Here is a 20485-nt window from a genome sequence, read left to right on the forward strand (position 1 = left end):
CTTCAAGAAGTGAGTTTTTTTTACTATTCCGCTTTCGCTTTACTTTTGATAGATATTAAAGTAATCAACTCCCAACCTTCCTCCAGCTGTACTTTCTAAATACACTCTAAAACGTACAATCCCTGTTATATCAACATCTACTGGCAATTCTAAATAACGTTTATTATCCGTAATCTTCACCTCAGACCCTACCATTTTCCAAGTATTCCCGTTATCTTGAGAATACTCTAGACGGGCAACGATTGGGAGTTTAGCGGCAGTTGCATCAGTAGCTGTAGCAGGATACAAATACACATGAACCTTACTTGCGCCATAATACAAGTTTTTGTTCAACTCAATATACGATCCAGCCCCACCAGTCATCATTGCACCAACCCTATCTCCTGCCGAACCTCCATTTGTATGAACAAAACTTCCCGAAGTCAAAGTATAAGCCCCTTTGAATTTCCAAGGCAATTTGGATGTCGGAAATATCGTTTCAAAGTTCAAATTAGTAGAACTACCTATTCTATCTGTAAAATCCTCAGGAAAACCCTCATAAGGCAGACCAGGTTTATGCTCCTCCATCTCTAGAGCTTTGACATCATTTATATTTTGAAGCAATAGCTTAGGCTTTCCATCATTACCTTTAAGCAAAAGAAACACATAATTTGCCAAATTATTCACCTCCTCATTTGCAAATAACGCTTCTTTCAAAACAGGGACATCAATCTCTTCCACCCAGTCCGTTAGTTTCAAATCAGAACCATACGTCTTCCCTACCTTTGGATCCACTACAAACATCGAGTTGAGTCCTATCAAAGTACTTTCATACTTATCGACATTATTCATAATATCAGCAATAGAAGACAATCGAGCACTGACCAATGGCTTTTTACCAGCAGCTATTTTTTGAATCATAGACCCTTTCACGCCACTAACCTCCAATATTCCATCTTTCTTTTGCAACTGCAATCCTTCTACCTGTACAGTTATAGAATCCCCATATTGATAGTTTTTCGCCTCGGCTCCGGCCTCCAATACTACTCCATTGACGTTTTTACCTTTGTACCCCTGCAACACGATCTTTCCTTGCGGGCTATTACCATTTTCACTATCAGAAACCACCACCCCTGTGATCGAAACAGCCTGCTTCATCAGATCCTTACTTAGCACCACTGGACTATCTTTATAAATACTCCTCAAATCATACAGCGATAGATTTGGATTCGCCTCACCTGTTACCGGTATTTCCGCTTCACACCCAGTTGTTAATAGTATAGCCAAACAAGAAGCCACTAAAAATAAATTCTTTCTTTTCATAACAATTTCTTTATTAATTAAAAGGTATGATTCTCCCACCAAATCAATGTTGTTAATAAATCCGGTCCTTGCTTAGCTATAGCATTAGCATAATTTTGAGGGTTTGCAGCCTGTACAGATGATGGATAATACAGACGAGTTGGCATTATCTTATCATTCATCAAGCCATTCCCCTTTGGCATCACAGGATAACCCGTACGACGATATTCCGCCCAATTCTGAATATCCGTAAATATCGTTGCAAGGAATTTTTGATAAATTACCTTTTCCAATTTAGCCTCGTAGCTCAAGTTATTATTCCAAACGACACGTTGATTTGACAAGTAAGTTGATGCTTCTACCGAAGACTTACCCCACCATGTAACCCTTGCCAACACCCCACTGTCATAATAATTTTTAACCGAACTAGCATTTGTAGGAATCAACTCCCTCAAGCCGATTTCTGCCTGCATAAGCTGAACCTCCCCATAATTCAATATATTCCCCATCAACGGGCTTGATTTTAAGATTGGATTCATAGTAGACCTTCCCTCAGGAGTTTGTCCAATAGTATAGCCACTCTCTATCCCTTCATACTCACCATTCGATTTCACCAACCACAAATCAATACAAGGGTCCTCTTTAAACAACAAGCTATCCACAAAAACCTTCCCTGCCTTCTGCTGCTTCCACTGTGCATCCGTAAGCGTAACGAATGGCGAAGCGTATGGCGCTACCCCAGTCCAGCGCAATACTGCCGACTCCTCATTGTTACTGATTATTGGATAATTACTTTTTTCAGAATCTAGTATTTTTTGAATTTTATCCAAAACAAAAGCCGATGTTTCTTCTTTCTGAGAAGCCCTTAGTAGCAATCTCAAATACAGCGAATTACCGAACTTACGCCAATTAGCGATATTCCCTTTATAGACAGGATCACTTGTCACAGGAATATTCGATGCAGCAGCTAACATAACATTTGCCGAATCCAATTTATCAAAAAAGTCAAGATAAATACTCTTCTGCGTATCGAATGCAGGAGTATACGTACCATCCACCCCAGCTTTATTCGAGTTAAAATACGGAATATCCCCGTAAGTATCTGTAATCATGGAATAAACCCAAGTCTGCATAATCAGTGAAATACCTTTAAAAGCGTTCGCTTTCTTAGGATCAGCCACATAACCTTTATCCGCAGAGTCATACATATCTTTGAAGTTCGTTAATTGCAGGTACCAGCCATTCCAAGGAGCCTCAGACACACTATTTGCAATATCATAACGAAATATTCTATCCGTTTCGACCAAAGTATTAACCGTCACCTGCATGAGTTCATTCGTCAATCCCCGCGAACGTGTCATATTATTTTTGACCGTTTCTACAATTGCTCTAGCCATTAAATATTCTGGCAAAGCCTTCTCACTTGAGTTAGGATCTGTATTTAACTCTTTAAAATCTTTTGTACAAGCTCCCAAAAGTATAACAGCAAGAAAAACAAGTACTATATTTTTTCTCTTATTCATTTCAATCAAATTAAAAAGTAACATTCAAATTCACACCAAATGTTTTTGTCGACGGGAACTGACCAATTTCAAAACCTCTACTAATTTCAGAACCACTCAGCGTCCCAAACTCCGGATCAAAACCAGGCCACTTAGACCAGATAAACAGATCACGTCCATATACCCCGATCGCCAGTTTTTGAAGTTTCATTTTTTGAACTAGACTTGTTTTCAAGGTATAATCAAAACGAACCTCTCTTAATTTAATAAAATCAGTAGTAAACACCGCTCCCTCCACATTCGAAACCCCAAAGTGCTGATCATAATAAGAAGACATGTCATATACCGCTACCGTATTAGGGCTATACGTTCCATCTCCATTATCCACTACACCATTTCCGACAATACCGTTCTCACGACCAGGCAATGTAGATTTTGTTTTTCCCTGAACCGCCATTTTACCTTGAGTCAAAGAATATGCAACACCTCCCATTTGGGCATCAAACAAGAAACCAAATGAAAAACCTTTATACTTAAATTTATTCTGGATACTCCCTTTTACATCAGCCGTAGTATTTCCCAAATACAACAAATCCTCTGACAATACCGGCAGACCAGCTTCATATATTATATCTCCAGCAGCAGTTCTTTTATATCCACGTCCATACAGGTCACCCATACCACCACCAACATAGGCCATCACATAACCATTACTACCTGGGCCAGTCTGCAGGATCAAAGACTCCGTATTCTTCGCTAATGACAATATTTTATTATCATTTTTCGAGAAAGTACCATTAACTGTCCAAGTCAATCCATTTCTTTTTTTAATAGGCGTACCTGTCAATGCAATTTCAATCCCTCGGTTACGAACCTCCCCAGCATTCACAACCATACTATTATACCCCGAAGATCGATCAAGTATAGTAGTTAGAATCTGATCCCTAGTATTCGAATTGTAAACCGTAATATCCAAACCTAAGCGGTTTTTCAACATTTTCAATTCAAAACCTGTCTCATAACTCATTGTAAAGAGAGGCTTAAGATGCTCATTACTCAAGCTAACCGGATTATACAAGCCTCCACCAGTATACAATGCGCTCGACAAATAAGGATTAGAAGTTTGGTAAGGATTAGTTCCTCCACTTCCTACCCCAGCGACAGAAGCTCTCCACTTCAAATAGTTTATAGAACGAGGCAATCGCACAAGATCAGACAACACCAAACTACCATTAACAGAAGGGTAGAAGTACGAAACATTCGCTGTACTTGTAGGCGTAGCCAGCAAACTACTCCAATCATTACGGAACGTAAAGTCCAAGAACGCAAAATTCTTATAATCCCCAGCCACCAATGCATACACACTATTAGTAGCATAGGTCGACTTATAAGGGCTAGCCACTACAGCACTCGCCGCATTAGCAAACGAGAATACCCCAGGATACAACAATGAATCTGCAGTCATAGCCACACGACTATAGTTATTTCTAAGCAAAGCCCCACCAACAGAAGCATTAACGTTGATATCCTCCGTCACCTTCGTTTTGTACTTCAACAATACATCCGTATTGATTTCTCTACTTACCACATTTTGCTGCCTATACATTCCCTTCGGAAAATTGTACGTATCAAATGGTCTTTGTTGAGTACGCTCATCCGTAGCCTGATCTACCGCAGTCCTAATGGTAAAATCAAGTTGCTTATTAACAATAAAAGTCGCAGCTACATTCCCAGTTAGAGCATTTCTATCTTGCGTGTTCAACATTTGATACGCAATCAAATAAGGATTATCTCTACCAGTTGATAGCGGCGTATTTTGAAGTACATTTTCGTAGCCATTTTTCCAATAATTCTTTAACCAATTGATGTTCCCGTTAGGTTGCCAAAAAATATAACCATACATAATAGTTTGATTGTTATACCCTCCTGAAGGCAAATTATCCGAATTTTTATTAGTGTAATCTACCTTAGCACTTATTTTCAAATATTTAGAAGGATTAGAATTTACAGATACCGACACCGTATGTCTATTGTAACCCGTATTCGGCACAATCCATTTATTCTGCACATTAGTATAAGAGAAACGGGCAGTTGTCTTATCCGTCCCACCATCTACCGAGATACTGTTGGTAGAAGTTTTTGCAGTTTCAAAAAAGGCATTAAAACCTTCATCCTTATACGGTCTCCACAACGTGCGCTCAGGCCCTCTCCCCTGCAGAACAGGATCATATTGATAATAGTACTGACCATCAAACTTAGCACCATAGGCTTTAGAAGTCCCTCCCGTATTAGCCCCATCAGCAGTCGCTCCATAAGAATAATAATCCACCATATCCCCTTGGCCATACTCATATTGTAGATCCGGTACTTTATTTATCTTAGCAATAGAGTTATTACTATTAAATGAAATACCTATCCCCTTATCTTTTTTCTTTCCAGACTTTGTTGTGATTATTATAGCACCATTGGCACCTCTCGAGCCATACAAAGCTGCTGCACCCGGTCCTTTTAAAATGGTCACATTCTCGATGTCATCAGGATTGATATCATCAATATTACTTCCATAATCCACAACAGACTCATCCAAGTAAGCTCCCGATCCGCCCACCTTACGACCTGAACCACCATTAATAATAACCCCATCCACTACTATCAATGCGTCATTATTGCCCGTAAGATTACTTTCTCCTCTCAAAATAATAGAGTTAGAACCTGTAGGCCCAGCATTAGATCGCACCAAATTCAATCCCGCTACTTTACCAGACAACGCTTCCGTCCAGTTATTCGGCATTGTCTCCGTCAGCTCTTCATTCTTTAATGTAGTAACCGCATAGCCTAATGCCTTTTGATCGCGTTCGATATTCAATGCCGTCACTACAACCTCATCAATAGCTGTATTTTTGGGTTCCAATATATATACAACATGAGTTGAATCCTTTGAAATAGTTTCAAACTGTTTCTCATAGCCCACCATCGTCAAAACAATAATATCCTTATCTTTGGCTTTAAAAAAGAATTTACCAGACACATCAGTCACCCCTAAGACTTTATTCTGTTGATTTTCTATTTTTACACCTGGAATAGGCTTTTTAGAAGAAGCATCTAGAACTTTTCCATTCACAGATACTACTGTTTGTGCTCGAGAAACATTGCTAGATAAAAGAATAAAAACAAATGCTAATAATAAGAAGCAACTGTTTTTAATAAATCCTACATGCTGAAAGCCAAAACTCTCTCGAGAAAAATAATAATTAAAATTAATTTTCATACAGACCCCTTTTAGGTTAATTTAATTATAAAAAAAATGATACTTATCTTTCGGTTTATATTGGGTTATGAATAAGTATTACAACAAATATAAAACAAAATTAAATATTAAAAAACATTTTGCAATATTTTTAAACCAAATATAGTTTCATTAAGTTAAATTATCACTATCAAAAGGTTAAATAAATATTAATTGGCATTCTCTTCTTTCAACGCTCTGTTCACGTGCTTCCTATAAATACGGCCGATGAATAATATACTTTTATTATTTTTTTTATTCCTAATATGAGGTTCATTGAATGTTTTGCACGAATCATAAATCTCTTCCAATAGCGGATCCAACATTACACGTTCATTATTACCCACTACCTGTATAGATTTTATAAAAGCTCTATTGACAGAGACCCATCGATTGATCGTCACCATCTGCTCATCAGCGCATAGTGTCGCTACCAGATCGCGATTACCGAGATACACTTCACAAGTTCCATCTTTCTTGCCTTCGTAAAGGCCTTTCATTGCTTCCTCTTTTTTCATTTCCTGTGTCTAATATAAAAATTCTTTATCTGACACAGTTTAGTTTACGCCCTCATTTCCGTAGAGTAGCTATAACTCATTCAGTTCAAAGAGCTCGCACATGGTTAGTTTGAACCACTCACCTCTAACACGTAGGTGAGAATATTTTTTGTGTAATGGTGTTTCAAATTCTCCATCGTGTTCCCATATTTTCAGCAAGGAGATGTCTGGTAGAAAAGCGACCATCATAGCCAGTCAGCTACCCGTGGCAAGCTGGTATGATATAATCGGTGAGGACACCATTGCAGATGGCATACTCGATAGGATCGTGCATGTATCATACCGGATTGAACTTAAGGAGAAAGTCTAAGAAAAAAAAAGGTAATATTGTCAGGTCATTGGTGATGACAACCCTTGAATCAAAATCAGGGGGTCAATATCCTCGGAATTGGGGCAGCATCCCCGGAATATGCACTATATAACTGAAAAGGTATGAAAAATATTATATTTATAATTTCTCTCCTACTATCTAGCATTACTGCAAGGGCTCAGGAGAACATCAAAGAGCTACAGTATGCGCATGTCAAGATAGCGGTACCCGAAGGATGTACGGCCGTATCAGATTATGAACTAATGGACTGTAATGGCTTCTCGGTTCAATGGCTGTATTTGAGTAAAGAAATGTTGCAGCAAGGAGTTCATAAAAGCTTCCTGGATCAAATGGCTCAGCAGTTCGATTATAGAACTAAAAAAAAGATAAATTTTTCATCGCAAAAACAGCCTTTCAAAGGAACAAAATTTGAGATGAAGGACGGAACTTTTCGCATCGTCGGATTTGGGGTGGTAACGGATGTCCCGCTGATCCTGAATCTTAAATTCGCAAAAGAGCCGAAAGATAACACTAGCCTCTCGGAGCTTGAAAAGAATTTCATTGAATTGGAATAATTTGATAATGAGTTTATCTTGATTAAAAACGACAAGTAACATATATGCCACAATTTGACCTGGACAAGATCGTCCAAAAATAGATGGTGGATCATTGTTGTCATTATAGCAGCGCTGTGGTATTGGTTCTCGAGGGGGTAAAAGTTGTGACCGAGAAAAAGAAGATGCACAGAAAGCCCATCAATTGATCAACACAATACTTGAGGGGCTTACCTTCAAAGAGCAGGATATATACCTACTGGCCTACTATGCCAAGTCGAACCGCAAAAGGAGCCGCAAGGATTTTATCGCGTTTGTGAAAGAAGGCGGTATCTCGGGAAAGGATCTGTCGGGATCGGCGATATGGCAGGTGGGACTGAAAGATGGTATCTACCTGGGCATACTGAAAGAGGATGGCTCGGTGCAGGATTGGGATTTTGTAAACAGATTTTGCGGTAATGGGGATTAGAAAGATGGTTATGGACTCAACCGACAGCTAGCTGCAGGGTAATCCTGACTAATAGAATATCGTGAGGGATGCCAGGTAGCATAATAGAAAAAGCTGAACGTGGTGTTCAGCTTTTTTGTATTTATGATCCTGAGGGTATCTATTTCAGGTGTTCTATTTCTTCGATACGGAGGCCTGTGATCTCCAGAATATCCTCTTTGCTAAAGCCCTTACCCAACATCTTACGGGCGGTCTCAAGGGCTTTTTTACGTTCGCCTTTAGCCTCCCCTTTTGCCATTGCCTCCTTTTTTGCGAAAGCAATTGTATTGTTATAGTCTCTCTTCCGATCTAAGCTGGATATATATGCCATCTGTTCTGCAGGCGATAAGTTTGCCACCTCTCCTACCTCAAAACTAATCTAAATTTCAATACAAAGGAAATTTAAATTACTCTCATCGGCCAATTAAACAACAGACTCTGAGATGAATATACGAGAGAATATTCTTTTGTCCAAATAATTAGGTAACTCATCGATCTCGTTGAGATGCTTCATCAAGTACATCCACTGATCCATAATGGTTGATAGTTCAGTCTTTGACTTATTAAAATTGGGCAATACGAGCATCTTGTAGCTCAGCTTTTCATAGAGAACCTCTTGGTCAAACTGATCTACGATCTTGGCACTGTAGTAGTGTTTGGCATCATTGGCCTTGTTCAGCTGAAAGCCCAGTACTGCTACGAAATATACCGGTGGCAATTCATATCCATTGCCCTCAGCTCCTTTCTTGGCTAGACGGCTGATCGTGCGTGAGGTATAGGTGACGGCACGGTCGAAAAAGAAGTCTTGATTCTGTAACTGCATCTCCACCAAGAAGTGTTCACCTCCATCCCCTATACAGCGTAGATCAAAGACAACCTTGCGCTCGCTGCTATGCTCGCCATCTTCCTCGACATTGGCATAATGGAGGTCTGTAATGATGTGCTCGCCCTCTAGTAGGCTGTTTAGAAAGTTGATGAGGTTGATTTTGTTCTCCTCCCGGCCGAAATAGTGTTTCCAGCCAAAGTCACTAAGAATTTCGATGTACCGGCTTGTTTTGATTCGTCTCTGCATAATATGGAAGTTTACTTTGAAACAGTATGTTAATTCATAAAGCAAACCTCCATAAACTAAAATTATTAGCCGTACGTTAACCGTTTATATCCGTGTATAAACGGATATAAACGGTTAGCATTGGCATCGTGGTGCAATATTTAAAGACTTAAAATTGATGGCCTGGACCTAGAGACGACTTAAGTTCCTGCTATCTCCCGATAAATTTGATATCTTAGTACAATACCACGGTGTAAGCTATATATTATTAACCTATTATTCGGATGGCGACATTAAATGGAATCATACGCTCCTATCAGGCCAGTGCAAGACGTGCTGAAAGGGTAATAAAACAGTATTACAGCAACATGTCCAGTTGGGTTCTGATACGGTTATCTGAAGGCCGGGCAGCATTGGGATCAACTATCCGCCCTTGATCATCCAACAAAACAAAGCGAGGTATCTGTAAGATATTGAATGCTTTTGATATCTGCTTGTTATTGACCGCATCCAGCCATACCTGTATACCGCCGAGTTTTTCCTTTTCTATAAAGTCCACCCATTTCTGTCTATCATTTTCCCTATCCATGGAAATACTTACAAAAACGATGTTTTTGTCTGCATAATCATGCTCCAGCTTTTTAAGATGGGGGATCTCTTGTATACATGGTCCGCACCAAGTGGCCCAAAAATCAATATATATGTATTTGCCCTTCCAGTTTTCAAATGTGAAGTTCTTACCTGTCGTATCTTGCAATACTACTAGAGGTGCTTTATTGCCTTCGAGCATCCCCTCCATGGCATGGTATTTTTCTTTCACTTTTTTTGCGATATCTGGATAAGGTGCAGAGCTGCCAAATTTGTCGTACAGTTTTCGTTTGAAATTTGTCCGTAATGCAAAGGCATAATATTCATACAGGGGTCGGTCGCTGATCTGTGCTGCTACAAAATCGAAGTAGTCTGCCTTGGAACCGGATATTCGGTAGGACTCTTTAAGATAGAAATCTAAAAAGTAGAAATAGGCTATTCCTTTCTCCATTTTGCTATTATCGGTCTTCACATCCGCCAGAAAATCATAATACCCCTGCTCTGCCACGTAATTATCAGACCTATAGGTAGCGCGCATAGTGGGGTATTGTAGTCTTGCCATAATGGCATCGGTATATATAGTCCATTCGCTGACATGTATCAGGTGCTTGGACAATTTATACTTTTTAGTAAATTCCGCCAGCAGCTCCGCACGTGCCCCACGACGCTGCTCCACATAACTATTATACTGTACCGGATCGTAGTATACATAACCAAAGTAGTTCTTCAGGTGCTTGTCGCGATATTGATTGAACAACCAGTCTTCTTCATTGAGGTAGCGGCTGTCTGCGCTGTGCTTGCCGCTAATCTGTAAGGTATTTGGAATATCTCCTAGGGTAACTTCGATATGCTGCTTGTCTCTAGGGTTAAGATAGAGATAAATGAGCTCTGGCCGATTGGTGGTGCTGCTGATTGTAGTGTCCTTGCCGTCTCCTTTGATAAGGGAAAACTTTTCCTCGGTAGGTGTAGACCCCACAATAAGGAATACCCGAGCTGGTCCAGACAAGGCTACTTCGAAACGAAATACACCATCTGCGCTTACTTCGATCTCTTGTTTTTCCTGGCTGCTCAATAGTGCATATTCTTGATAACTAAAGGACACCACTCCGCCTTTAAAGCCATTAATCTTGCCCGTAACCAGGGCTTTGCCTGTAACTGCATGAGCTGCACAAACAAGAATAAAGAAACAGCTAAAAAGTAGTACGATTTTCTTATATAACATGGTCTTGGATCTAATGAATAAAAATCTTCTGTATCTGCTAAAAAGCAGATACAGAAGATAGACGCTATAGATTGGGATTGAACGCTGCTGCATCCGATGGTATCGGTAAATAGATGGCACTGGATTTCCAGGTTGGCTTTAGTGCCGGAAGGATATCATCTGCCCTGGTCTTGTCTGCCTCTCCGCTTACACTTGGCCAGCGACGCAAATCGTACCAGCGGTGTCCCCACTCGGCAAATAGCTCTACACGACGCTCTTGTTCTATGGCCTCGCGAACGGCAGCATCGGCATTGCCAAGGGAAAGTGCTGTCAGCCCCGAACGCTCGCGTATATCATTGATATCATCCTGGGCTAGATTGTATTTCTTCTGGTTATAACGTGCCTCGGCGCGTATCAAATACTGCTCGCCTAAACGTAAGACCATCGTATATTCGACTGTAGGTGTGACACCGAAACGGACCTTGTATTTGTAAGGATACTTGTGGGTCACGCCTGCTGCAGTGGTGATCATGCCTACCCAGTTCTCGTGACGCTGATCGCCTGCCTCGAATGCATTGTACAGGTGATTGGGAATAAGGCGAAATAATGGTGTACCTGTAACTATATTTGCGGGTACAATCAAAAATCCTTCCCAGGTATTGCGCCCGCCGGAAACATTGACGGCTTGTATCTGCCAGATGGCTTCATCACTGTTTTTCAAAAATACATTGTTCATATCGGCAGTTGGCATGAGCTTGTACAATGGATTGGTGATGACTTCGGTAGCTTCAATCTCAGCTAAATCCCATTTTTTGGTATACAGGTAAGCTCGAGCCAGAAGCGCTGTTGCCGCTCCTTTGTTGGGGCGGATCCGCTGTCCGTTTGCATTTACTGCAACACCATTTGGATAGCCATCTAGCAATTTACTCTTTGCATCTTTAAGGTCTTCAATAATCGCGGTGTATACCTCTGCCTCGGGTGAGCGGTTTTTGAAATTGTTTTCATCTACATTGGTATTCAAGACTAACGGCACTCCGCCAAAATTATTGACCAGGTAGAAGTAACAGAATGCGCGCAAAAACTTGGCTTCACCAATCAGCTGACTTTTTACCTCAGGAGATAATGAGGTTGCCTTTTCCAACCCTTCAATACACATATTCGCTTGTGCGATATATTGATAGGGCTCTGACCATAGTGTAGCCAAAAACTGGTTGGACGGAAGCACCGCATTGGCTTTGAACTCGTCGTAGGCCGCATATTGCGCGGCATAAGCAAATTCATCGGCCTCCATGGCTGGAAGTACCATGGACAGGACATTGGCAAACTGGTAGTTCAGTTGATTCATACGTGAATATACACCTGTGACGGATGCTGTGGCTGCTTTATCGTCCGAAAACGCTAAACCGGCAGCGACCTCGTCTTTGGGTACACCTACGTCTAGGTAGCTTTCGCATGAATGGAGTCCTAAACTTAATCCTACTATTGCTATATATTTTAAAAATCTCATAACTCTTCTCTTTAATATGTAAATCGGATACCTATGGTGTACTGTTTCATCGGTGGCATTAATCGACCTTGTGTCTCGGGATCAAATCCATCGTACTTAGTAAAAGTCAACAAATTTTGTCCCTGCCCATACAGCATAATACGCTGTGTCTTAATAGCTGGCAGCAGTGAGGTGAAGTCATAACTTACCATGAGGTTTTTCAAACGAATGTAGGATGCATCTCCCCATTGTGCGTCTGAATGACGATAATAGGTATTGTAGGTGCTGTAAGCCTCGTCTGCAGATGTGGATGCTGATCTCGGAATGGCTGTCACCTGCCCTGCTTGTGTCCAACGGTCAAGTACGGAGGTATCAAAATTGGTCATGATACCTAATGCCCCGGGTGCCATGTAACCAAAGTTCAACAGTTCTCCTTCTTGCTTTACAAATTGCAATAAGAAACTCAGATTGAAATTTTTATAGGTAAAGCTATTATTAAGACCTCCGAAAAACTTAGGTAACCGCGTACCCATTACATATTTATCTTCTAACCCATCGGACAGCTCGCCATCTCCGCTAAGGTCTTCAAATTGGGCAATACCGGTCTGCGGGTCTACACCATTGAATTTGTAGCCATATACGCTACCCATAGAGTATCCTACTGCATATAATTCTCGTTCGTACTCACGGAACGATTCTAAGCCAGGGTAATCAATCAACTTGCTGGTCGAAATCGTTAAGTTGGCCGATGTATTCCATTCGAAATTAATGTTCTTAAAATTGGTGGAACTGACTTCAAACTCCCAGCCTCTATTCTGTACAATGCCTGGAAGATTGGCTGTAAATCCTTCAAAACCTGTCTGCGGTGACAATTTTTTAGTGATGAGCTGATTGTCAGTTTTATTGTAATAGCGGTTTACGTTTACCGTTAATCTATTGTTCCAAAAGCCTGTTTCTAAGCCGAACTCCAGTTTACGCGTCGTCTCCCAGCTGTATAGCGGATTGGCTACCCGTGTAGGGTATAATCCTGCGACGGCATCGTAAGGATAATTATTGAAGCTCCAAGTATCCATGTAGCCGTAATCACCAATCTGGTCATTACCTGTAACCCCATAACTACTACGCAGCTTACCAAAGCTTAAGAATGGAATATGGTCACTTACGAATCCTTCTTCGGAAAAGACCCAAGCCGCCCCCACTGAACCAAAGTTGCCTACGCGGCGATCCGGACCGAAACGTGAAGAACCGTCCCGTCTAAAGGTACCGTTGACAATATATTTATTCTGAATATTATAGGTGGCTCGTGCAAATCCTGCCTGATAACGGTATTTGCTGTAGCGCATACCTTCGGACCGTACGGAGACAGCGGCATTAATATTGTTCAGTTGGCTCTCCAGAGTAAAGTCCTCGCCAACAAAATAGTTTCCATCGTTGATCCCTTCTTGATAGGTCAAGCCTCCTAATAGATCCAGCTTGCCTACTCCTAGCTCTAATGCATAGTTGACTTGTGGTTCTATACTGTAGGAAGAATATGATCCATTACCTAAGTGACTGGTGCTGACAGCACCAGCATCGGGTTTGAAGGATGATAATGGAAGCATACGTAGCTGATTTAGCGTGGTATTGTTATAACCGATAGTAGCTGATAGATTCAGGTTGTGAATAGGGCTATAACGTAAGGTACCGCTCGTCAAAAGGGTCTTATTACGGGTTTCTTGTTTACGTCTTAAAAGTGCATAGGGGTTTTGCAGGTTACCATACCAATATAATGTTCCATCTTCATTATAAATCGGCATATTGGGTGGCAAATCGTAAAACTGACTGATGTCTGATGCCATTGCATTGTTAAAGTCGCCCGTGTAATTGGCTGTAGCAGTGATAGAGAACTTACCATCGGAAGAACTATGGTTAACGCTCAACATACCGGCACCTTTTTTATAACCATTGTCTCCTGGCTGAACGGTGCTCTCATTGCGCAAGGTACCTGTCAGTAAGAAATTGGTGGTTTCTGAACCACCACCTATCGACATGTTGGCTTCTGTAACCTTGCCTGTACCACCCATCATTTTCTTCTGCCAACGCTGATCTAAGTTTTGATCCCATTCGAAGAGATCAGGCGCATCAGGATCTGGCGTGACGCCCGAGTTTTGATAGGCTTCTTTACGAAGCTGTAGATACTCGCCTGTATTCAACATATCGACCATATTAGTGACTTTTCCTCCGCCAGTATAGGCATTGAAATTGACACGGGTGCTGCCAGATTTCCCTTTCTTCGTAGTAATCAAGATGACTCCATTGGCTCCCCGCGAACCGTAAATTGCAGTTGCATCGGCATCCTTTAGTACATCAATACGATCGATATCGCTCGGATTTATACCTGCAATAGGACTTTGGGTACCATTGTCTCCTGTAAACATATTGAGGGATTCCGAAAAGAACGGCACTCCATCGACGATGTATAGTGGTGAACTATTTGCCGCAATGGAGTTTATACCACGAAGACGTACATTCATGGCTGCTCCTGGCAGTCCATTGCTGCTGTTGATATCGAGTCCTGCTACACGCCCTTGTAAAGCTTCCATAACGTTATTGACGGGAGCACGGGACAGTTCTTCGCTCGTAACACTAGCCGTAGAACCGGTACTGACACGCTTACTGGTAGTACCATAGGCTATGACGGTCACAGCATCTAAACTTCCGAAATCGGAAACAAGCACAATGTCCTGCATGCCGGTGGTATACGGTAACTCTTGAGTTTTGTAACCTACGGATGAAATGATTAATGTGACATTTCCCTCTTCTTTGATTGTAAAATGACCTTGCTGATCTGTCGATGTAACTCTATTGGTGCCTTTGACACGAACAGTGACGCCTGGCAGTGGTATACCAGATTCATTGAGAATACGGCCCTGACGTTGCTGCTGTGCTGCCAACGAACTGCGATCGGTGTTTGTATCATTACCTACGCTGGTACTATGCCGCTTGATCACGACTGTTTTGCCAACTTGCTGATAAATTAGATCGGTATTTTTCAGCAGATCATCTAGTAGCATGGCTACATTATCACTAATGGAAGCTACATGGCTCTGTCTGTATTTATCGACATCGCTGCTTACATAGGTGAAGCGAATATTTGTCTGCTTTTCCAATTGCTTCAAGGCGTCCTTCAGTACGACTGTACCTGTTGGTAACGATGCTTTTATTTGGGCCAAATTTTGGGCCGTTGAACTGGCTGCTACAACCGTAGCAAACCATGTCAATAATATTGCTAACGAGGATATTTTCATAAATAAGCTCTTAGTGCACTTGTTTCGGATTAAATGCATAATTTTGATATTGATTTAGTATAATGTAATCAGTTTATTGAATCCTTAAGTCATCTCGGGGACCAGCCGAGGTGACTTTATTCTTTTTTCGTATCTTTCTATATCATAAGCTATTTTCTTTATTTAGGTTAAAAAATAATGTAGTTGTTTTCTGATTTTTTGAATTTGCAATCTGTTAATGTTGTCAAGATTTCTAGTACATATTGGGGATCACTGTCCTTGGCTACGGATAAGGTAATAACCTTATCTCCAAGCGATGGATGGCGCAGATCAATGGAGATCTTAAAATAGCGCTCCAAATCAGCAATGATGGAAGAAATGGATTCGTCTTCGTATTCGAGGTAACCGGCTGTCCAACTACCGGCGACCTTGCTCTTTAGATCTTTCTCCCCTATAGCGCTCTTCGAGATTGAGTTTGTTAGTAACGGCACCCTTAATTCCTGATTTTTGACGAGGGTCGCTAATATTTTATTCTCTTTGCTAACCATAACTTTCCCACTCTTAACGGTGACCAATATGTCTTTCATGTCTGAATAGGCCTTCACATTAAACTTAGTACCCAGCACTTTGGTACTTACATCGCCTGTATGGACGATAAAAGGCCAGTCTTCAGCGTGTTCGACTTCAAAATAAGCTTCTCCAATCAAGGTAACTTCCCGAGGTTCTCCTTTTTTGAACGCTTTTGGATACTCTAGTGTTGAAGAAGAATTTAACCAGACCTTGGTACCGTCATCCAGCACAACTATTTTATCATCGTCCTGTCCGATACTGTTGATAACCTGAATCTGCTGATCCGTATTATTGGTCCGCCACTGCTGTCCGTAGAAAAAACCTACAATCAACATCGCCGCAGAGACTGCCACACCGATGTATATCAAATAACTATTCCTGTTTTTTCTTTTCTTATCGGCTGTCAATGAGTAATGTTGGTTATTTTGATTGTCTTTAAAGTCTAACAACCTCCCATCGTCATCCACGTAGGTCAAGGATGGGTCTTGCCGCTTGAGCTCTTCGTACAGCTCTTTTATTAAAAGACTAAGCTCTTCATCGTACTTTGCCGATCGAATCATTGCGAACAATTCATCCAACTCCAAACGGCTGGATTTATTGTGAAAATATTGTCTTAGTAAATAGTTTATACGTTCTTTCATTATGCTATCTATACTAAAGACGTAACATCTTGCCTTATGTCCTATTGGGGGTAAAGATTTTATTAAAATTTCTTTGGGTGATTGATTAAAACACGAGAGTGCGGTATTATTCGTATATTTATACTGAACTTTCCAATAAAAATGAAGAATGATAATATCCCTTTAAAGAAAATAGCCTATTCTGATGAAGATGAGCGGTTCTCGAAATCTGAGGAGGAAGCCTTACGGCTTTTGTTCAACGATATTTTTATCAGCTACGAGAAATCTCTCTTTAAGCTCGCACACAACTTAACTAAAGACAAGGATATTGCACGTGATATTGTTCATGATGTGTTCATGAAATTATGGGAAATACGTGCTAAAATTCATGAATTAAAGTCTATCGAGTCTTTTTTATTTATCCTCACACGTAACAAGGTGATGGACCACCTTCGAAAAATCTCATCTGATAATAGATTAAAAGAGGCGATTTGGAAATCAATGCAGCATATAGTCGTCGAACAGGAATCGACTATGGAACAAAAGGAATTTCAGGAGCAACTCCAGAAGGCGATTAATGATCTTCCACCACAACGCAAAGTAATTTATATGATGCGTGATGAGGGGTATAACTACAATGAGATAGCTGACGAATTGCATATCTCAAGACATACGGTAAAAAATCAGATCAGTGCTGCGATAAAATCTATCCGAAAGCTAATTAGTAATTTTCATATTTTATGAATCGACTCTTCGAATTGTCGATCTAAAGAATCTAAATGGGTGCCCCCGCATCTACTCAGCAACAGTATTAAAGTAACTCGCATACTAAGCCCCCTCCCTAAAACGATTATTTTGCAAAAACAGGGTTGATACTTACTTAAATCTAGATCCCTATATACCCGCATCAACTCTCGGTTTCGAGGAAACGAAACACCATCGAAAAACGCTTCTTCGCTCAATCCCTCAGGCAATATCCCTGCTGAGGTAATTTCTATTCTGTCGGCTATCTTCTTAAGCTATCCAAGACGTATTGTTAAATAAAGGAATGAATTCAGTGTTACAGGTAACTTACTCTTTAGCACTCGGTTTTTCAGCCATTGCAATCAATGACTCTGCGGTAAGCAGAAAAATACTTTTCTTCGAAATAGATCCCAGCGCATAACCTGCGTTCAAAAGAGCGGGTACCATGGAATCATATATTCTCTTTGTCTTCATTACCCTACGCTTCACAGCTTCAATTTTGTCCGACGATGCGTAATAGATGTCTATCAAATAGAGTAGCCGCTCCTCTTCTTTGGTATACTCTACACTATCCCATTCATCGATAGCCTCATCCAGTGCTAAAATCCACAAGCATATTTTATTGTACTTTTGCTGTTCTACATAATCTGCATCAGTTGTCAATTGCTCAACCTCCACTAGAAGCAGTAGTGAAAGGTCATCTCGTTGGTAGGCTTGATCTATAACTCGGATAAGATCGCTTTTTTTAAAATCTCCGCTATCTGTTATAGTGAGTTCATCGACCATATGTTGCATCAGCAGATGGTAGAGTTCAACCACTTTTGGAGTTTTGTCGATTTCGCCTCTTTCTTTAAAATGTGATAATGGTTTGAACCCAAATTCGTCCTGCATATATTGCTCCAGGATAGCTGATCCTTTTCTGGTCCCGTCCAGTTTGTCCAAAGGCAGATTAATATCTGGGATAAACATATCCAGTATTTGGCCAAACTCCCTCATCTCTAGATCACCGACATAGGGTTGTCCGGTATAGCTTGTGTAAAAATGAAGCTGATCCATATAGGGGGCTCTTAGTTCAAAGGACTGGTCGCATAAGGTTAGGATGGCTTTTACCACAGTAGCCTTCTCTTTGTCGGTCAAGTCGAATCTTTTCATTTCCTCCGCTAACTTTTCAGCCATCCAGAAATAGGACTCAGCAAGGATGTCAGCAGACTTGCCCATGACGCTATGATAAGAATTCGCAATATTTTTCATAACTGCATTATACTCGGCTCTATCTTCTTTCCGCTCTTCAAATTCTTTTTTGCGCTCATAGAATTCGGCAATCAACCGATCTCTTTTAAAATAACGTTTGTTACTCTCTACTCTTAATTTTTGTTCGTCCGTAAGCTCATGGTCATCCAGTACGGAAAAAGCACTGTCATGCGTCCGCCGTAACGTATCTGATGGAAATGGCTCTACCTCTACAGCCAAGCCCATGGATTGGAGTAATAGACACTCACATAAATGAGTATAACGCTGGTCGCTTGTATGGTAGTCCCTGACTTCGTGCAATATAGCGTCAATAAAAGCGAGTCGGCTCTCGTCGGCATTGCTGATATAGAAATCGAGTATGCCGAATGGAGATAAAGTGACTTGCGCAGCAAATTCTGTCAATAGTGGGAATCGGTGTGACATATCTAAAAAGTGACTGGACCGAAAATGTAACGTAAAAAAATCTGATTCATATTGCGGCAGTTCACAGCAAAGAATATGATCATTTTGCCAAAATAAAGAGCATTGTCCTTTAATATAGGGCCTGCTGTCTTGCTCTTCAACAAATTTCATCTTGAAATCTCCGTACACTTGTATATGAAAGCTAACTACTGGCTGTGCTGGAATAGTAAATATTTTCTGTTCTGCTTCCGTAAAACACATGAACTGTTGCAACAGGACATTTTTACCTTCAACAGTATGGCATTTGACCCAGGAATCTCCGAAAATGTGTTCCTGAAAATTAACAGCAGGATCCTGACATGGGGAACTGGAATCTCTCCGAATGTTTGGAAACTCTGGTTTATCATGGAGATATACTCTTAATTTTGATTCGTGGTTTAATAATTGTTGGCCCATAATGTTATCGATAATTTAAGCACTATTTGTCAATACATACATATTTGTATATGAACATATTAAGTTAGCAAAAATTAATCAGTATGCCGAAATAGAAAAAGCTGAACGTGGTGTTCAGCTTTTTTGTATTTATGATCCTGAGGGTATCTATTTCAGGAGTTCTGTTTCTTCGATACGGAGACCTGTGATCTCCTGAAATTATTATGCAACACGGGACAACATCTCTTCGGCGCTTATTTGAGGGGGTGTTTAGTTAAAGATGCCTAATGTACTATTGGGTTTTATATCAACTCCGCAGCCTGTAGCTCTGCTGCCAGACGGTGAAGCCCTCTTCTAACTTCTTAAGCTGCGGCTGGCGGGGCTTTTTCAATCCTGATGAGAATATTGCAGCTGACGCTGATTGATGCCTGTAATCTTCTCTAAAGCGGCAGTGGTGAAGATGCCTTTGTAATAGTTGATAAAGCTCTCCTTACCTTAATCGCTTGTAAAATATCCTCCATAGTTTCCCTAATTCAATACGCAGACGGGACATGATACTGTATACGCAGGTAGCCTTTTGTAGCTTTGTAGGGATCAAACCCTACTTTCACTTCTTGGTCATACCAATCGGACCTAATATCAATATCAATTGGGCCACCGGGAATGCGTATTCCATGAACCTTAATAGAATCGTCTGCATATCCTTTGACTTTAAGCAGTATAACTGCAACAGACTTGGCTGTTGTGCTTGCGGTGAGCAGGGTATCCTGTGAGAGATCGGTAATCTCCCACTCGCCAATATTATTCCGATCACAAGACGTCAGCATAATCAGACCGAAAAAGGTCAGTATAAGTGTGGAAATACTTTTGTGCATGTTCATAATGAAAAGAGGT

Annotated in this window: 18 protein-coding genes; 4 read left to right on the forward strand and 14 right to left on the reverse strand. The window is 40.8% G+C overall.

The features are described 5' to 3' along the window. Positions 1–39 precede the first annotated feature (39 nt). The 5 genes from M472_RS41850 to M472_RS46020 all read right to left on the reverse strand — a co-directional run bounded on the left by M472_RS41850 (position 40) and on the right by M472_RS46020 (position 6815). Positions 40–1302 carry a DUF5689 domain-containing protein gene (locus M472_RS41850; RefSeq protein ID WP_021071913.1) on the reverse strand — a complete coding sequence of 421 codons (1263 nt, stop codon included), beginning with the start codon at positions 1300–1302 and terminating at the stop codon, positions 40–42. Between the two features lie 17 nt (positions 1303–1319). Continuing rightward, positions 1320–2804: a SusD/RagB family nutrient-binding outer membrane lipoprotein gene (locus tag M472_RS41855; protein WP_031301997.1), complete on the reverse strand. Its 1485-nt coding sequence runs from the start codon at positions 2802–2804 to the stop codon at positions 1320–1322. 10 nt (positions 2805–2814) lie between these two features. Further along, on the reverse strand, positions 2815–6051 hold the full coding sequence (locus M472_RS41860) for a SusC/RagA family TonB-linked outer membrane protein (protein ID WP_021071915.1): 3237 nt from the start codon (positions 6049–6051) through the stop codon (positions 2815–2817). 188 nt (positions 6052–6239) lie between these two features. Beyond that, the gene (locus tag M472_RS41865; RefSeq protein WP_021071916.1) at positions 6240–6587 is read right to left on the reverse strand and encodes a hypothetical protein; all 348 of its coding nucleotides are present in this window, start codon (positions 6585–6587) and stop codon (positions 6240–6242) included. Between the two features lie 69 nt (positions 6588–6656). Next, complete coding sequence (locus M472_RS46020) at positions 6657–6815, reverse strand: GIY-YIG nuclease family protein (protein WP_021071917.1); 159 nt, start codon at positions 6813–6815, stop codon at positions 6657–6659. On the opposite strand from M472_RS46020, the gene M472_RS45070 reads away from it, so the two are divergent. The 3 genes from M472_RS45070 (at position 6790) to M472_RS41875 (ending at position 7959) form a co-directional block, all read left to right on the forward strand. Continuing rightward, a complete protein-coding gene (locus M472_RS45070) occupies positions 6790–6936 on the forward strand; it encodes an ATP-binding protein (RefSeq protein ID WP_081643223.1) in 147 nt (48 codons plus the stop codon). The two genes, M472_RS46020 and M472_RS45070, sit on opposite strands and share 26 nt — an antisense overlap. 122 nt (positions 6937–7058) lie before the next feature. Then, positions 7059–7511 carry a hypothetical protein gene (locus M472_RS41870; protein ID WP_021071918.1) on the forward strand — a complete coding sequence of 151 codons (453 nt, stop codon included), beginning with the start codon at positions 7059–7061 and terminating at the stop codon, positions 7509–7511. A 184-nt stretch (positions 7512–7695) separates the two neighbouring features. Then, complete coding sequence (locus M472_RS41875) at positions 7696–7959, forward strand: hypothetical protein (protein WP_021071919.1); 264 nt, start codon at positions 7696–7698, stop codon at positions 7957–7959. Positions 7960–8098: 139 nt separating this feature from the next. On the opposite strand, the gene M472_RS41880 is transcribed toward M472_RS41875, so the two are convergent. The 6 genes from M472_RS41880 to M472_RS41905 form a co-directional block, all read right to left on the reverse strand. Further along, a complete protein-coding gene (locus tag M472_RS41880) occupies positions 8099–8335 on the reverse strand; it encodes an RpnC/YadD family protein (protein WP_021071920.1) in 237 nt (78 codons plus the stop codon). Between the two features lie 66 nt (positions 8336–8401). Next, the gene (locus tag M472_RS41885) at positions 8402–9049 is read right to left on the reverse strand and encodes an Rpn family recombination-promoting nuclease/putative transposase (protein WP_021071921.1); all 648 of its coding nucleotides are present in this window, start codon (positions 9047–9049) and stop codon (positions 8402–8404) included. Positions 9050–9386: 337 nt separating this feature from the next. Next, the gene (locus tag M472_RS41890) at positions 9387–10838 is read right to left on the reverse strand and encodes a TlpA family protein disulfide reductase (protein WP_021071922.1); all 1452 of its coding nucleotides are present in this window, start codon (positions 10836–10838) and stop codon (positions 9387–9389) included. A gap of 64 nt (positions 10839–10902) precedes the next feature. Beyond that, positions 10903–12324 (reverse strand): RagB/SusD family nutrient uptake outer membrane protein, encoded by a 1422-nt coding sequence (locus M472_RS41895; protein WP_021071923.1) that lies wholly within the window; start codon positions 12322–12324, stop codon positions 10903–10905. A gap of 11 nt (positions 12325–12335) precedes the next feature. Next, positions 12336–15590: a SusC/RagA family TonB-linked outer membrane protein gene (locus M472_RS41900; protein ID WP_021071924.1), complete on the reverse strand. Its 3255-nt coding sequence runs from the start codon at positions 15588–15590 to the stop codon at positions 12336–12338. Positions 15591–15757: 167 nt separating this feature from the next. Continuing rightward, on the reverse strand, positions 15758–16780 hold the full coding sequence (locus M472_RS41905; protein ID WP_021071925.1) for a FecR family protein: 1023 nt from the start codon (positions 16778–16780) through the stop codon (positions 15758–15760). 141 nt (positions 16781–16921) lie between these two features. Here M472_RS41905 and M472_RS41910 point away from each other — a divergent pair, with 141 nt between their 5' ends. After that, positions 16922–17503, forward strand: a complete 582-nt coding sequence (locus tag M472_RS41910; RefSeq protein WP_021071926.1) for an RNA polymerase sigma factor — start codon at positions 16922–16924, stop codon at positions 17501–17503. Here M472_RS41910 and M472_RS46025 read toward each other — a convergent pair. The 3 genes from M472_RS46025 to M472_RS41920 form a co-directional block, all read right to left on the reverse strand. After that, the gene (locus M472_RS46025) at positions 17491–17769 is read right to left on the reverse strand and encodes an ATP-binding protein (RefSeq protein WP_081643224.1); all 279 of its coding nucleotides are present in this window, start codon (positions 17767–17769) and stop codon (positions 17491–17493) included. The genes M472_RS41910 and M472_RS46025 overlap by 13 nt on opposite strands. 61 nt (positions 17770–17830) lie before the next feature. Next, positions 17831–19612 (reverse strand): hypothetical protein, encoded by a 1782-nt coding sequence (locus M472_RS41915; RefSeq protein WP_021071927.1) that lies wholly within the window; start codon positions 19610–19612, stop codon positions 17831–17833. A 512-nt stretch (positions 19613–20124) separates the two neighbouring features. Continuing rightward, positions 20125–20472, reverse strand: a complete 348-nt coding sequence (locus M472_RS41920) for a hypothetical protein (RefSeq protein WP_144062789.1) — start codon at positions 20470–20472, stop codon at positions 20125–20127. Between the last annotated feature and the right edge of the window lie 13 nt (positions 20473–20485).

The sequence above is a fragment of the Sphingobacterium paucimobilis HER1398 genome, from assembly GCF_000416985.1.
Taxonomy (GTDB): domain Bacteria; phylum Bacteroidota; class Bacteroidia; order Sphingobacteriales; family Sphingobacteriaceae; genus Sphingobacterium; species Sphingobacterium paucimobilis.

Excerpts from the sequence above, each read along its gene's own strand:
- M472_RS41850 (WP_021071913.1), bottom strand. The coding sequence starts at position 1,302 with ATGAAAAGAAAGAATTTATTTTTAGTGGCTTCTTGTTTGGCTATACTA.
- M472_RS41855 (WP_031301997.1), bottom strand. The coding sequence starts at position 2,804 with ATGAATAAGAGAAAAAATATAGTACTTGTTTTTCTTGCTGTTATACTT.
- M472_RS41860 (WP_021071915.1), bottom strand. The coding sequence starts at position 6,051 with ATGAAAATTAATTTTAATTATTATTTTTCTCGAGAGAGTTTTGGCTTT.
- M472_RS41865 (WP_021071916.1), bottom strand. The coding sequence starts at position 6,587 with ATGAAAAAAGAGGAAGCAATGAAAGGCCTTTACGAAGGCAAGAAAGAT.
- M472_RS45070 (WP_081643223.1), top strand. The coding sequence starts at position 6,790 with ATGTCTGGTAGAAAAGCGACCATCATAGCCAGTCAGCTACCCGTGGCA.
- M472_RS46020 (WP_021071917.1), bottom strand. The coding sequence starts at position 6,815 with ATGATGGTCGCTTTTCTACCAGACATCTCCTTGCTGAAAATATGGGAA.
- M472_RS41870 (WP_021071918.1), top strand. The coding sequence starts at position 7,059 with ATGAAAAATATTATATTTATAATTTCTCTCCTACTATCTAGCATTACT.
- M472_RS41885 (WP_021071921.1), bottom strand. The coding sequence starts at position 9,049 with ATGCAGAGACGAATCAAAACAAGCCGGTACATCGAAATTCTTAGTGAC.
- M472_RS41890 (WP_021071922.1), bottom strand. The coding sequence starts at position 10,838 with ATGTTATATAAGAAAATCGTACTACTTTTTAGCTGTTTCTTTATTCTT.
- M472_RS41895 (WP_021071923.1), bottom strand. The coding sequence starts at position 12,324 with ATGAGATTTTTAAAATATATAGCAATAGTAGGATTAAGTTTAGGACTC.
- M472_RS41900 (WP_021071924.1), bottom strand. The coding sequence starts at position 15,590 with ATGAAAATATCCTCGTTAGCAATATTATTGACATGGTTTGCTACGGTT.
- M472_RS41905 (WP_021071925.1), bottom strand. The coding sequence starts at position 16,780 with ATGAAAGAACGTATAAACTATTTACTAAGACAATATTTTCACAATAAA.
- M472_RS41910 (WP_021071926.1), top strand. The coding sequence starts at position 16,922 with ATGAAGAATGATAATATCCCTTTAAAGAAAATAGCCTATTCTGATGAA.
- M472_RS41915 (WP_021071927.1), bottom strand. The coding sequence starts at position 19,612 with ATGGGCCAACAATTATTAAACCACGAATCAAAATTAAGAGTATATCTC.
- M472_RS41920 (WP_144062789.1), bottom strand. The coding sequence starts at position 20,472 with ATGAACATGCACAAAAGTATTTCCACACTTATACTGACCTTTTTCGGT.